This is a genomic window from Priestia sp. 53B2, assembly GCF_056099005.1.
The window spans coordinates 200,191-213,617 of sequence record NZ_JBLZXA010000020.1 but is presented as its reverse complement, the minus strand read 5'-3'; the positions used below and the strand labels follow the sequence as shown (position 1 = coordinate 213,617).

Annotated in this window: 15 protein-coding genes; 9 read left to right on the top strand and 6 right to left on the bottom strand. The window is 37.1% G+C overall.

Going from position 1 to position 13,427, the window contains the following annotated elements:
* Positions 1–51 precede the first annotated feature (51 nt).
* Positions 52–1,980 (bottom strand): lipoteichoic acid synthase, encoded by a 1,929-nt coding sequence (gene ltaS, locus ACN6NE_RS15255; protein ID WP_057274364.1) that lies wholly within the window; start codon positions 1,978–1,980, stop codon positions 52–54.
* Between the two features lie 393 nt (positions 1,981–2,373).
* On the opposite strand from ltaS, the gene ACN6NE_RS15250 reads away from it, so the two are divergent.
* The 7 genes from ACN6NE_RS15250 (at position 2,374) to ACN6NE_RS15220 (ending at position 5,113) form a co-directional block, all read left to right on the top strand.
* Positions 2,374–2,556 carry a YolD-like family protein gene (locus ACN6NE_RS15250; RefSeq protein ID WP_013081871.1) on the top strand — a complete coding sequence of 61 codons (183 nt, stop codon included), beginning with the start codon at positions 2,374–2,376 and terminating at the stop codon, positions 2,554–2,556.
* A gap of 148 nt (positions 2,557–2,704) precedes the next feature.
* Positions 2,705–2,923, top strand: coding sequence for a helix-turn-helix transcriptional regulator (locus ACN6NE_RS15245; RefSeq protein WP_129706426.1), 219 nt, complete (start codon positions 2,705–2,707; stop codon positions 2,921–2,923).
* Positions 2,916–3,383, top strand: a complete 468-nt coding sequence (locus ACN6NE_RS15240; RefSeq protein WP_240702590.1) for an MFS transporter — start codon at positions 2,916–2,918, stop codon at positions 3,381–3,383. The genes ACN6NE_RS15245 and ACN6NE_RS15240 overlap by 8 nt, the downstream gene beginning before the upstream one ends.
* A 214-nt stretch (positions 3,384–3,597) precedes the next feature.
* Positions 3,598–3,867: a hypothetical protein gene (locus tag ACN6NE_RS15235; RefSeq protein WP_474325830.1), complete on the top strand. Its 270-nt coding sequence runs from the start codon at positions 3,598–3,600 to the stop codon at positions 3,865–3,867.
* A gap of 165 nt (positions 3,868–4,032) precedes the next feature.
* The gene (locus tag ACN6NE_RS15230) at positions 4,033–4,173 is read left to right on the top strand and encodes a hypothetical protein (protein WP_240702589.1); all 141 of its coding nucleotides are present in this window, start codon (positions 4,033–4,035) and stop codon (positions 4,171–4,173) included.
* Positions 4,174–4,956: an FAD:protein FMN transferase gene (locus tag ACN6NE_RS15225; protein ID WP_474326625.1), complete on the top strand. Its 783-nt coding sequence runs from the start codon at positions 4,174–4,176 to the stop codon at positions 4,954–4,956.
* Positions 4,931–5,113, top strand: a complete 183-nt coding sequence (locus ACN6NE_RS15220; protein WP_474325828.1) for a hypothetical protein — start codon at positions 4,931–4,933, stop codon at positions 5,111–5,113. Before ACN6NE_RS15225 ends, ACN6NE_RS15220 begins: the two co-directional genes overlap by 26 nt.
* A 428-nt stretch (positions 5,114–5,541) precedes the next feature.
* Here the strand turns inward: ACN6NE_RS15220 and gdh are convergent, their stop codons facing one another.
* The 4 genes from gdh to ACN6NE_RS15200 all read right to left on the bottom strand — a co-directional run bounded on the left by gdh (position 5,542) and on the right by ACN6NE_RS15200 (position 9,692).
* Complete coding sequence (gene gdh / locus ACN6NE_RS15215; RefSeq protein WP_129706422.1) at positions 5,542–6,327, bottom strand: glucose 1-dehydrogenase; 786 nt, start codon at positions 6,325–6,327, stop codon at positions 5,542–5,544.
* Positions 6,328–6,344: 17 nt separating this feature from the next.
* The gene (locus ACN6NE_RS15210; protein ID WP_129706421.1) at positions 6,345–7,205 is read right to left on the bottom strand and encodes a RhaT/GlcU family sugar-proton symporter; all 861 of its coding nucleotides are present in this window, start codon (positions 7,203–7,205) and stop codon (positions 6,345–6,347) included.
* A gap of 219 nt (positions 7,206–7,424) precedes the next feature.
* Positions 7,425–8,111 carry a response regulator gene (locus ACN6NE_RS15205; protein WP_129706419.1) on the bottom strand — a complete coding sequence of 229 codons (687 nt, stop codon included), beginning with the start codon at positions 8,109–8,111 and terminating at the stop codon, positions 7,425–7,427.
* Positions 8,112–8,123: 12 nt separating this feature from the next.
* Positions 8,124–9,692 (bottom strand): ATP-binding protein, encoded by a 1,569-nt coding sequence (locus ACN6NE_RS15200; protein WP_129706417.1) that lies wholly within the window; start codon positions 9,690–9,692, stop codon positions 8,124–8,126.
* Positions 9,693–9,800: 108 nt separating this feature from the next.
* Here ACN6NE_RS15200 and ACN6NE_RS15195 point away from each other — a divergent pair, with 108 nt between their 5' ends.
* Both ACN6NE_RS15195 and ACN6NE_RS15190 read left to right on the top strand, forming a co-directional pair.
* Complete coding sequence (locus tag ACN6NE_RS15195; RefSeq protein ID WP_474325825.1) at positions 9,801–10,859, top strand: DctP family TRAP transporter solute-binding subunit; 1,059 nt, start codon at positions 9,801–9,803, stop codon at positions 10,857–10,859.
* Positions 10,860–11,005: 146 nt separating this feature from the next.
* Positions 11,006–12,274: a dicarboxylate/amino acid:cation symporter gene (locus ACN6NE_RS15190; RefSeq protein ID WP_013055541.1), complete on the top strand. Its 1,269-nt coding sequence runs from the start codon at positions 11,006–11,008 to the stop codon at positions 12,272–12,274.
* 334 nt (positions 12,275–12,608) lie between these two features.
* On the opposite strand, the gene ACN6NE_RS15185 is transcribed toward ACN6NE_RS15190, so the two are convergent.
* Positions 12,609–13,274: a TerC family protein gene (locus tag ACN6NE_RS15185; RefSeq protein WP_057241420.1), complete on the bottom strand. Its 666-nt coding sequence runs from the start codon at positions 13,272–13,274 to the stop codon at positions 12,609–12,611.
* Positions 13,275–13,427 lie beyond the last annotated feature (153 nt).

The following is a 13,427-nucleotide window of genomic DNA, read 5'->3' as shown; positions in this document are numbered from 1 at the left end:
ATGATGTTCATTCTGCTTTGCAGAAGTCATCATGTTCTTTTGATTTTAGCTTTATTTAGCTGATGTTTCTGTTTCTTCTTTCCCGTACATATATTTCGAAGGGTCGACTGTTTGGAAATCCTTCAGCTTGTGGAAACGAAGTAAGTCTCCGTAAAGAACTTGATCAGATAACTCCAGTTCTTTCGCTACCTTCTGTTTATAAGCTTTCATTTGATTATTTTCTTTAAGCGCTTGGCCCGTCTTAGAATCATAATACGTTCCATCCACTAATGTATATTTCGGAGATACGTAGTTGCCATTGCGGAATGCCACTACATCATCATGATCCTTAGAAAATAAATCTGTGCCAAATTGGATAAACTCTTTGCTGTCAATCCCTACTAAATGAAGAAGAGTTGGCACAACATCAATTTCTCCACCGTACGTATGATTAACTCCGCCTTTTACTCCAGGAACGTGAATGAATAGAGGTACACGCTGCAGCTGAGCATTTTCATAAGGCGTAATTTCTTTTCCCATTACTTTTTCCATTGCCGCATTATGATTTTCAGAAATACCGTAGTGATCTCCATAAATCATAATCACAGAATTATCATAAAGCCCAGAAGCTTTCAGTTCTTGGAAGAAAGATTGCAATGATTCGTCTAAATAACGAGCCGTTTGGAAATAACGGTCAACTGTTGCATCGCCCGTGTTAGCTGGCTGTATGCTTGCCTCATTGTTCCCAAGTAAAAATGGAAAATGATTTGTTAACGTAATTAAATGCGCATAGAACGGCTGTGGTAAAGACTGCAGCATTGGAACAGATTCTTTAAAGAACGGTTTGTCTTTTAAGCCATAATTAATTTTATTTTCACCCGTCATATTGTAATAACTTGCATCAAAGAACTTATCCACACCGAACTGCTTGTAAATTTCGTTGCGGTTCCAAAACGTCTTATAGTCTCCGTGCAGCACAGCGCTCGTATAGCCAGCTTTTTGATCTAAAATAGCTGGTGCTGCCTGATACGTATTGCTTCCTTTCAGTACAAAGGCAGAACCTTGAGGAAGGCCGTATAGAGAGTTGTCCATCATCAGCTCAGCATCTGATGTTTTTCCTTGTCCTGTTTGATGAAAGAAGTTATCAAAATACGTAAAGTCATTTCCATGGGCCAACGAATTTAAGAAAGGTGTCACTTCCTGACCATTTAATTTGTAATCAATTAAAAAAGACTGAAATGATTCCAAATGAATTTTAATAATATTTTTCCCTTTAGCTTTTCCAAAATAAACGGAATTAGGCTCCGCATAGTGACTGTTTTTAAAATTAACGACGTTTGTTAAATCATTGCTGCTTGCAAAAGCTCGCTGTTTAGAGTTTTGAGCAGTTTGAACACCGTCATACATCGTATAATTATAGGCCCCTAAATACTTTACTAAATAATTGCGGTCAAAAGTTCGAGATAGAAGCTGCGGGCGATCAATTTCTGCTAATGTTAAGTTGACGGAAAAGACCATGAATCCTAAAGAAAGAATGGTTACAGCATTCTTAACCGATACTTTTTCATTATGCCAGTCAATTTTTTTACTAAAAAAGAAGAAAAAATAAATAATAAAATCAACAAAATAAAAAACATCATGTGCTTTTAATAAATCCATAATGCTTCCGCCCATACTCCCTGCATTACTTGTCTGCAATAGTGTAGGGAGCGTTACAAAATCGTTAAAAAAACGATAATAGAGAATGTTGCTGTATAACAGCAGCGTCATAATGAAACTGCCTGCAAGAATCCAAGCTCCTGCTTTCTTTCCTTTAAAAAATAAGCCGATTCCTAAAAAAATCAGCACTGAACTCACAGGGTTTATAAACAGCAGCATTTGCTGCATTACGCCGCTTACGCCTAAGTTAAATTCAGTTTTATAAGCCACGTACGACTTTATCCACATTAAAACAGCGGCTAATATGAAATAGTGCAGCGGCTTAGAAACGATTCGCTTCATTTTGATTTTCCTTTCTCGATTAGTTTATGAGTAGATTCACAAAGAACATATAGAAAACCTTTATCATTATACTCATAGAAAATGAAAATTAAATGAAATCCTAGCCTTCACAACTATAGATAGATTCTTTAAATTCATCTACTAGTTTACCTAATACCCACAAATAAATAAACTAAAATCACCTTTTTTATCATAAAACCCCTTCTCTCCTCATATACTGTATTCTGTTGCAACACCCGTACTGCAAACTTGTGCATTTTTTCACAATTTATCTACAAACTATTCTCATCTTGCTGTATAATAATAATTCTGCCTTGAGCATTCTCCAAATTCTTATGCTTAAGCCACAGCTTTCTTTTCATAACAGGTGCACACATGAAAGGAGATGAATAAATGATTTTAAAAGCGTTAAAGAAAAACAAACATGTAACCGTGAATTATTACGAAAATGGCCTGCTTCAAACCTTCAAAGGAAAAATCCAAAATTTAAACCTAACCGACCAAACCCTCTCCCTACGAGATGAAAAACAAAACATTTTTTCCATTCGTTTGTCTGGCATTAAAGAAATTTATTAACAAAAAAGATCCTGAAGAATTCTTCTAGGATCTTTTTTGTATTTTTTATTCATTACTTATTGAAAAATCATCCAATTGATGTTAAATTAACTTTACATAATGTTAAATCAACTTAACAAATTCATTAAAAAGGCAGCGGGTGATCATATTGACTCTTATTAACCACGTAAAAGAGCTTAGAGCTAAACATGGATATACGCAAGGAGATTTAGCTGAAAAAGTTGGAGCCACTCGCCAAACCATTTCAGCTATTGAAAAGGGAAATTACGTTCCTTCCCTACTACTTGGTTTAACAATTTGTGATGTCTTTCAATTAAAAATGGAAGATGTTTTTAGACTTCAAAAGGGGGAGAAAAATATTGAGTAATGTTATTAAATCTTATTTGTTGAATGTAGTGTCTCTGTTATGCGTAGGTTGGTTTTTATACGATTTTTTAAGCCTAAATATTCAATTTAGTGAAGTTATGACCCACCCTGAACCCCCGTGGGAAATTACTATGTCTATAGGCTCTTTTGCTTCTTTAATTGTTCTTTTAATCGTCTCATTTTTTCACTACCGCGCGCGTAAAAAGATGAAGAACGTGTCGCCTTTATTATTTCCTTTTGAATTTGCAGAAGAAGATGAACGTGAAAAGATGATAACAGCAGAAGCTTGTAAAAAAGCCTTTGTTTTCCTCCTATTTTCTATTCCTATAGGTGCTATATTAATAGCTTTTTATCCGCTGTTACCTAATTCTTTTAGCTTCTATCCCATTGCCGTTCTTTTGCTTCTTTCTCTTGTGCAGTTAACGGTTTATTACGTATCAATTAGTAAGATTTATCGCTGATTAAAAAAGGGTTGTTCTAAAAAGAACAACCCTTTTTTAATCTAATAATTCACTGAATTCCCTAAAAAAATAATCCAACCTACATCTATTTCACTATTTTTTCATTTTTTCTGTCTATATTGAACTATAACAATTGAACGATGTATGTTACCTTCCACTGCAGTTTTTCTTCAGTGTTCAGTTGCAAAATATGAAAGATAAAAGGAGCATATCAATGGCAGCTAATAAATGGACAAAATGGATGGTTGGTTTATCTAGCGTTGCTGCATTTACCACTTTTGTAGGACTTTCTCAAAAATATGATCAAACAAATTCAACAGCTACAGCACTAAATAACGATACATCAGCCGATAATTCATCTCAAACTCAAACGGAAGATGAGACGGACCTATTTCCAGATTCAGGATCCGACTCCAATACGGACAATGGAACTAACGGACAAGATCAATGGTCAAATGACAGTTCTAATGAGCAAAGTGATTAATGGTCAGACGATAATTCAAGCAGTCAAGATGATCAGTGGTCAGACGATGATTCGAGTAATCAGCAAGATCAGTGGTCAAATGACGATTCCACAAATGGCCAGGATAACGGAGGCAATAATAATGATTCTTCTATCCAATCAAGACCTTCTTAAGGATGTGATGTAATGAGCTACTCATTTAAAGCAATGAATACCGAATTTAATGTATACCAGCTTGAAGCACCTGTCAGCAAAAAAGTGGAGAGCTGGTGTTATCGTGTAGAAGAAACCCTAAGCCGCTTTCTTCCAACAAGCGAGCTTTCATAGCTGAATTCGCTGAACAGAAGATTATTTTTACTGTCAAAAATGTTGTATGAAGCTGTAAAAATTGCCTCTTACTATTACAATGAAACAAACGGAATTTCCAATCCATTTCTGTATCATTCTATTCAAACTCTAGGATATGACCAAAGCTTTGAACAACTGCCTAACAATCAGCTTCCTCAAGAAGTAGCAGCTTTTGAGGCTGTTAACCCTATTATGATTCATAAAGGAATGAGAAGTATTCAGCTTGCTTCTAATGTGGGTCTGGATTTAGGCGGAATCGCAAAAGGTTGGAGCATTCAGCAAATGGCGAATCAATTAAAGAAAAAAGGATCTTCACTTCGGGCAATCGATGGAGGCGGTGATATTGTAACGTGGGGGCCTGCTAGCAAGCACTGGTCTATTGCGCTCTCTCATCCATTTGATTTATCAAAAAATCTCATGAGTATTAAAGTAAAGAGCAACAGCGGCATTGCCACAAGCAGTGTGGGCAAGCGATTGTGGAAAGTAAACGGACACACTCACCATCATATTATTGACGGCAGAATCAACAAGCCTAGTTCATCAGAGCTTCTGCAAGCAACGGTTGTTTCAGAAGACTTGACCGTTTCTGAAGTCTATGCAAAATGCATGCTTATTCTCGGATGGGACGCCGGATTAAGATTAGCTAAAATGCATCACCCTTCTTTAGAGGTAATTGCGGTTACAAAAGAAGGTAAGGTGTTAATCGAAAAAAATGTGAAAGGTCAGGTATACCATTATGGCTACTCTCCTCGCGCAATTTAGTGCCCACTTTCCCGTTTGGAATACCATTCGGGCAGCCGGCTTAACCTCTTATTTACTAATGTTTGTATCGGTTGCCGCTGGCATTTCTCACAGCTTTTCATTTTTTAAACCAAAACGAAAAAAACAGCTTTTGCTGGTTCATCAATCATCAGGGTGATTCGGGTTATTATTTGGCATGATTCACGGACTTGTTTTATCATTTGATCAATCTATTCATTTTTCACTTTCTGACATTTTAATTCCGTTCACTTCCGATTACAAACCAATTAGCACAGATCTTGGTACTATTTCACTCTAAATTTTATTCGTACTGATTATTACATCCGATTTTATAAAACAGCTTGGGAGAAAAACCTGGAAAGCCATTCATTTTCTTGCTTTTCCAGGCTATTTGCTAGCACTGTATCACGGCATTACTTCTGGAACAGATACACAGCAGCCGCTTATTCTTGGGATGTACAGCATCACTGGCTGCATCGTTTTGATTTTGCTTTTTTTACGAATTCAACACTAGTCAGCTCCTAAGAACTAAAAAAAAGCTCAGGAAAACTAAAAAACGCACTCTATGATAGAGTGCGTTTTTTCTTATCCGCGTCCTGCTTGGAATGATGGGTACTGTGTCATACCACCGTCAGCAAAGAGCGTAATCCCTGTTACATAACTTGCCTCTGAAGAAGCTAGCCATGCAGCAACCGCTGCAATTTCTTCCGGCTCTCCGATGTATCCCATTGGAATCATGCTTTCTACATCTGCACGCTGCTCAGGATCAGCAAATTTCTCAGCGTTAATCGGTGTATTAATCGCTCCCGGCCCAATGTTATTTACACGAATACCTTTTGGAGCATATTCTAATGCAAGTGTTTCAGTCATGAGCTTCATGCCGCCTTTACTTGCTGCGTAATGAACAAATAATGGCCAAGGAATTTTCTCATGAACACTCGACATATTAATAACTGTTCCCTTAATATCATTTTCCACGAAATATTTAATCGCTTCACGGCTTCCTAAAAATGCTCCCGTTAAGTTCGTATCAATTACTTTATTCCAATCGCTTAAAGGCATTTCATGAGATGAAACCGGGTTTTCTAGTCCTGCGTTATTAATCATAACGTCGAGCTTTCCAAATTCTTTAATAGCAGATTGAACTAAATTGATAACGTCAGACTCAACTGTTACATCACCTTTGACGGCAATTGCCTCTCCGCCAACTTTTTTAATTTCTTCCAAAACGCTGTTAGCTTCTTCTTCTTTAGAACGATAATTTACAACTACTTTGGCTTTTTCTGTTGCAAAACGAATCGCCATGGCTTTTCCTAAGCCAGTAGATGAACCTGTTATGACAACTACTTTTCCTTCTAAATCTTTATACATTGTTAATACCCTCCTAGTTAGCTTTTGGCGAGCCCTAACATGACTCCTGCTATGATGATCAGTATAATTCCAATAATAATCCCAACTAACTGACGCTTCGTTTTCTTCTCACCTAAAATAATGATCCCGCCTAATGTTGAAATGACGATTCCCATTTGGGAAAGCGAAAAGCTTGTCGCTACGCCTACTTTAGGTTGTGAGATGAATAAAAACATATTACCAGCGGCCCAAATAAGACCTGGGATAATGTTGCGAATTGCATATTTATTAAATGGCTTATGCTTAAACGTCAGCAATACTCCTCCAATAACCATACCAATTGCTTGAGGTAATAAAGCTGACCATCCGTCTACATTAAATAGACGGGCTACTACAACATAAACTAAATAACCAACGGTTGAAATTAATAAAATAACAATTCCTTTTTTGAAGTTTCCTTTTCCTTCTTCAGTCTCTTTCTCTTCTTTGCTTTGAAGTGATGCTAAAACAATCCCTACGATAATAAAGATAAGAGCGAGCACACCAAGAATAATTGAAGTTTTTGTAGACCACTCGTGAAACACAATTACTCCAAATAATGAAGTGGAAACTAACTGAAGCCCAGTTGAAATAGGCATCGTTTTAGAAACTCCAATTAAATCAATACTTTTCAGCTGATTACTTTGTCCAACTGCCCAAAATAGCCCCGACACAACTCCAACGCCAAAGATTAAAGGCGTAAGCGTAGGGTGTACAAAAATATAAATAACGATGGAGAAAATCAAAGCTCCCAATGTGGTTCCAAGCGTTTGACTATAAGGTCCTCCGCCTAGTTTCACATTGAAAAGCACAATGCTTCCCCAAAATATGGCTGGCAAGACGGCTAAAAATATGTCCATGTTTCAAAACCTTCCTGTGCTAAAATTAAATGTCAAAGTGCATATTCCCTAATTTTTCCGCCATTAATCCTTTTTCAGGGACATTTTATGAATTAATGACCGCACGAAATATTCTTTAGATAGCGAAAACTGTATACCTTAATTTGTTCTAGGAGAGAAAAAGATATACTTTCTAACGCAAAAAAACAGCTTTTTCAAATAAAAGCTGTTCTGTATGATTTAATTTATTTTTAACATATAGCGATTAATAGGTCTCCCCACTCTGCCGTATTCAACTGATAATTTCAGCTCGTTTTCCTGTTCTAAAAACTCTAAATACCTTCTTGCCGTAACACGCGCAATTCCTACGCCGTCCGCTACTTCTTCAGCAGAAATTGGATGATTTTGTTCGGAAAGATATTGTTGTATCCTCCTTAACGTAACCGCATTTAGCCCTTTTGGAAGCAAATCGGCTTTTTCTTCGAATTGCTGAAACAGCATAGAATCTAATTCAGACTGAGTAATATGTTCTTTTTGATTTATTTTAACTTGAAACGAACGATACTGCTCAAGCGCTTGCTTCATTCGTTCAAACTTGAACGGTTTCATAATATAATCCATCGCGCCGTATTGAAGAACTTTCCGTACGGTTTCAATATCACTTGCAGCCGTAACTGCTATCACGTCTGTTTTATAGCCATTTGCTCGAATTTGCTGTAAGGTGGTTAAGCCATCTTGACTAGGCATATACATATCAATAATCGTTAAATCAGGCTGATGCTGTTTAATGAGCTGTATACCCTCTAAACCATTCGAAGCTGCAGCGATAACGATGAACCCTTCAACTTGTTCAATAAATTGGCGGTTCACTTCTTGTACCATAGGATCGTCTTCTATGAGAAGTACCGTCCATTCTTTTTTATTCATTTTCCACTCCCCCTATAAAAAGAATGTAATGATAAAAGTCGTTCCAACATCTATTTCTGACTCTACTTCGATCTGACCGTTTCCTTTTTCAACAATTTGTTTTACTAAATGCAAACCAATTCCTCTATTTTCCTTTGCTTTAGTTGAAAAACCTTCATCAAAGATTCTCTCTACTTGATCCTCATTCATGCCGCACCCGTTATCTTCAACTAATATAGAAAGAATGCCGTCATTTTGTTCCATACTTATATAGATCTTCCGTTCATGACGCTCCATATGTTGATACGAATCAAAAGCGTTCTCAATTAAGTTACCAATAACAATCACAAAATCATGATGATCTAAGTAAGGAGGAAATGAGTGAAGCTCGCTGTGGCGATCGATAGCTAACTCAATTCCAAGTTCTTTGGCACGGCTGACTTTGCTCAACAGCAATCCCGATATACTTTCATCTTTAATATGCTTATGAAGAAATTGGGTGAGCTCTTCTTGCTGTTCAGACACTTGAAAAACGTACTGAAGAGCCTTGTCTTTATTTCCAAGTTGGATAAGCCCTGCAATCGTATGAAGTTTATTCATGTATTCATGGTTTTGAACTCTAAGAGCGCTTACAAATGATTTAACTCCTGTTAACTCTTCAGCTAATTTTTTAACTTCCGTTCTGTCTTGAAAAATAGCGACCGCACCGACTGTGTGATTATTAACCTTAATCGGCACACGATTGCTTAAAATATTCAAATTTCGAACTTGAAGCTCTCGGTTATAAACAGGCTGATTAAGATGCAGAATTTCTGGAAGCCTTGTATCTGGAATCACATCATAGATCTTTTTTCCAATTACCTCATCGGGTACATCCATCATAATTTTCGCTTTATGATTAAAAATAGTGATGTTCTCCTCTTTATCAATGGCAATGACTCCTTCATGCATGGCATTGAAGGTCTCCGTTCGTTCTACGAACAAACGAGCAATTTCATGAGGTTCAAGCTCAAACATCTCTTTTTTGATACGAGATGCAAGCGCCCACGCTCCCCATCCTCCAAAAAAAAGAGCAAGACCTGAGATAAGAAAGATTTCTTTTTTTAAACTTAAAATGACCTCTGTAAATTTCGGAAGAAGATAACCTGAGACAACCACTCCTACTTGTTCATGCTGATCGTTTACAACGGGCACAAAAGAGCGAATGACCATTCCGCCTTCTCCTTTTGCTTTATCGGTATAGGTATGTTCTGCAAACGCCTGTCCCTCATCATCTCCTTTAGAGATTTTTCCAATCATGCTTTGCAAAGGGTGAGACAAACGTTCATGATTCATATTCATAACCACTACATAATAAGCACCGTGAATAATGCGAATCGGCTCTACAATTTGATTAATGTTCTTACTATCTTTTTCAATTTTTTCTCGAATTTCAGGCATTTCAGCAACTGTTCTCGAAGTGATTAAAGCCCTTTGCTCTAAATCATTTTCTTTTGACTGTACAAAATTATTAATCACCACGATACTTGCTAAAAACAACGAAAAGGCCACGATAAAAAAGATTAACCCCGTCATTTTCGTTTGCATCGATAAGCGCATCATAGCGGAACACCTACTGCTGATTGAAGTTTATTTTAATTTTACCACGTTGAGAAATTGCGTGTTAGAATATTTGTAGAGAAAAATTATTGAATCGCGGGGTTGGACATTTTGAAGATGTTTATAGGGGCAAGTATAATTGTCAGCGTTTTCTTGATGATCTATGTTTTTTTGCAGTATACGGTTATAAATCAGGATAATGTGTATCATGACGATGAGCAAAAAGGATTAAATAAGCAAATCGTGATTAATTTTAGCCACGTTGTAGCTGAAAACACTCCAAAAGGCTTAGCCGCTCAAAAATTTGCTGAAATCGTTAATCAAAAATCGGATGGTAAAGTTAAAATTGAAGTATATTCAAACGGTGTATTGTATTCAGACGACGAAGAACTTGCCGCCCTTCGCCGAAATGATGTACAAATGATTGCACCTTCCATTTCAAAGCTAAGCGACCTCTCCCCTACGTGGCAACTTTTTGATCTTCCCTTCATTTTCGATGATTACAGCGAGGCAAAACAAGTGTTTACCGGTAAAATCGGACAGGATTTGTTGAGTACGCTGCAAGAGAAAAACATTAAAGGGCTTGCTTTATGGAGCAACGGCTTTAAACAAATGACTAGCAATACGAAACCTTTGCTCCATCCAGCAGATTTTCAAGATCAAGCGTTTCGCATTATGCCAAGTGAAGTAATCAAAAAACAATTCGAACTTCTTGGCGCCAAGCCTCAGGCTGTCTCGTTTAATAAAGTATATCAATCCCTTGAACGACAGGAATTTGATGGACAGGAAAATACCATTTCTAATATTTATTCAAAACGTTTGTACGAGCTGCAAAAATATATGACTATCAGCAACCATGGATACTTGGGCTACGCTGTTTTAATGGATGAAAAGTATTGGGACAGCCTCCCTGAAGATGTAAAACAACTATTAAGTGATGCAATGGTAGAAACAACTAACTGGATTTGGACTCAATCAAAAATGATGAACGATGAACAGCTGCAGCAAATAAAAAATAAATCTGGCATGCGCGTTTATTACTTAAATGATTTACAAAAAGCCGAATGGAAAAAACAATTTAACTCTCTTTATCAATCGTTTGAAAACAATGCAACAAAACAAACGCTTGATATCATTCAACAAATAAAAAATATCGAAAGCAAAAAGTGATGACTATATGTTCATCACTTTTTTTGACCAAAATGACCAAAAAGAACATTATCACCAGAAATATAAATAGTTAAAATTATCAGTTAATATAAGGATAAGAATAATGTAAGCGTTAACAAAAAACGTTCTCGAAAGGAGCATTACGTATGAAATTAAGTTTTAAAAATCTAACTGTTCAAGTTGTTATCGGTATCCTGCTTGGTATTGCAATTGGCTTCATGTTTCCTGAATTTGGAGCTAAATTAAAAGTATTGGCTGATATCTTCATTAAATTAATTAAGATGGTGATTGCCCCAATTATTTTCTTAACAGTGGTCATCGGTATCGGAAGCATGGGAGATTTAAAGAAAGTGGGACGAATTGGAGGTAAAGCTCTTTTATACTTTGAGATTGTCACTACTTTTGCCTTAGCAATTGGAATTATCGTTGTAAACTTTATCAAACCTGGGGCTGGCTTTAATATCAATGGCGCAAGCGGAGCTGATGTTACTCAATATACGCAGCAAGCAGCTGAAGCGGAGCATGGCTTTATGGAGTTTATCATGGGAATTATTCCAGACAGCGTATTTGGGGCAATGGCAAATGGTGAATTATTGCCAATCTTATTCTTTGCCGTACTATTTGGAATGGCTACAGCTACACTCGGCGAAAAAGCGGCTCCTGTCATTACATTCTTTGAACGCTGTACAGATATTTTCTTTGGCATTGTTAATATGATTATGAAACTTTCACCCATTGCGGCGTTTGGAGCGATGGCTTATACGATCGGTAACTTTGGAATAGGCTCTCTTCAAAAACTCGGTTTCTTAATGGGATCTGTTTACATTACTATGTTCTTATTTATTGTATTTGTACTTGGAACCATTGCTAAGATTTATGGATTTAATATTTTTAAATTCATTGCTTTTATTAAAGAAGAAATTCTACTTGTATTAGGTACGTCTTCTTCGGAATCTGCACTGCCAAAAATGATGGACAAAATGGAGAAGTACGGATGTTCAAAATCTGTAGTAGGACTTGTCATTCCAACTGGTTACTCATTTAACCTAGATGGAACAGCAATCTACTTATCCATGGCTGCTATCTTTATCGCTCAAGCGTATGGAGTCGACCTGTCGTTAATGCAAGAGATTACGCTACTTGGTATTTTAATGCTAACGTCTAAAGGAGCTGCCGGAGTTACTGGCTCTGGATTTATTACACTAGCAGCTACGCTTGCTGCATTCCCGATGATTCCAGTTGAAGGAATCGCGCTGTTAATTGGGGTAGACCGCTTTATGTCAGAAGCTCGTGCCATTACAAACTTAATTGGAAATGGTGTAGCAACTGTAGTTGTATCAAAAATGGAAAATGAATTTCATCCTCCTGTAGAGACGATACAAGACGTTAATTCCGCACCTCCATTAGCTAAGTAATAAAGAGACATAGCGAAATGCATCCAATCTAAAGATGAATAAATGGGATACATGAGCTGAACCGCTTATGACACCGCAGTTGATTTCCGTACAAGACTTCGCTTTCCGCGGGCGGCCGATGAGCCTCATCGTCGCGTACGCTCCTGCGGGGTCTCATCTGTTCTGCTTTTCCCGCAGGAGTCTTCGCCTTGTCCTCCAATCAACTGCTAGAAGGATCTAAACAAATGAAGCCTACGTTCACCACAACAAAAAAACGAACCCCTAATCAAACATTTTGATTAGGGGTTCGTTTTTCACTTCATCAAATACTTTTGTCCCAACCTCTTTTTTAGGATTAATGCGTTTCTTTTTTAGAACGTCCGCTAAGTTTCCCAACAACAACAACTAAAATAGCTAACAAAATAGGAATAATCGTATGCAAATACGGATTCAACCCTTCTAATACATGTCCCACCGCTTTGTCTTTAAAGATCATTTCACCAGCAGTATAGCCAAGAAGCGCTGCTCCGGCAATGATGATAATCGGGAATTTTTCCATGATTTTCATTAAAAGCTGACTTCCCCAAATGATTAACGGAATGCTGATAACAAGACCAAGGATAATGAGTAGAATATTGCCGTTAGCCGCACCCGCAACCGCTACTACGTTATCTAAACTCATAACAAGATCCGCTATAATAATTGTTTTAATAGCACCTGCTAGAGTTGAATTCGCTTTAATATCTCCGTCATCTTCACCTTTTAAAAGACTAATCGCAATCCATAGAAGAAGCAGGCCTCCGATGAAATTTAAAAATGGGATTGTTAATAAATATACAGCGACAAACGTTAGCCCTACACGTAATACAACCGCTCCTAATGTACCGAAAACAACCGCTTTGTTTCGATGCTCGTCGGGAAGATTCCGACAAGCTAAAGCAATTACGACTGCGTTATCGCCACTCAGTACAATGTTAATCAGTAAAATTTCTAAAAGATTTAAAATAAAACTCTGATCCATAAAAAAACTCCTTGATTGATTTTTATTAGTCTATTTCCCTATCTCTTCTTTCATTACTTAGAAATAGAGAACTAAAACTCTATCAATATAACCCGTTCTTACCCTTTAATGAAGAGAAGTAGTTATTTCACTAACAGTATTTTATCACTAAAA

Bases quoted from the DNA above. Each gene is read 5' to 3' on its own strand.
- ltaS (WP_057274364.1), bottom strand. From the start codon at position 1,980: ATGAAGCGAATCGTTTCTAAGCCGCTGCACTATTTCATATTAGCCGCT.
- ACN6NE_RS15250 (WP_013081871.1), top strand. From the start codon at position 2,374: ATGATTTTAAAAGCGTTAAAGAAAAACAAACATGTAACCGTGAATTAT.
- ACN6NE_RS15235 (WP_474325830.1), top strand. From the start codon at position 3,598: ATGGCAGCTAATAAATGGACAAAATGGATGGTTGGTTTATCTAGCGTT.
- ACN6NE_RS15230 (WP_240702589.1), top strand. From the start codon at position 4,033: ATGAGCTACTCATTTAAAGCAATGAATACCGAATTTAATGTATACCAG.
- ACN6NE_RS15220 (WP_474325828.1), top strand. From the start codon at position 4,931: ATGGCTACTCTCCTCGCGCAATTTAGTGCCCACTTTCCCGTTTGGAAT.
- gdh (WP_129706422.1), bottom strand. From the start codon at position 6,327: ATGTATAAAGATTTAGAAGGAAAAGTAGTTGTCATAACAGGTTCATCT.
- ACN6NE_RS15210 (WP_129706421.1), bottom strand. From the start codon at position 7,205: ATGGACATATTTTTAGCCGTCTTGCCAGCCATATTTTGGGGAAGCATT.
- ACN6NE_RS15205 (WP_129706419.1), bottom strand. From the start codon at position 8,111: ATGAATAAAAAAGAATGGACGGTACTTCTCATAGAAGACGATCCTATG.
- ACN6NE_RS15200 (WP_129706417.1), bottom strand. From the start codon at position 9,692: ATGATGCGCTTATCGATGCAAACGAAAATGACGGGGTTAATCTTTTTT.
- ACN6NE_RS15190 (WP_013055541.1), top strand. From the start codon at position 11,006: ATGAAATTAAGTTTTAAAAATCTAACTGTTCAAGTTGTTATCGGTATC.
- ACN6NE_RS15185 (WP_057241420.1), bottom strand. From the start codon at position 13,274: ATGGATCAGAGTTTTATTTTAAATCTTTTAGAAATTTTACTGATTAAC.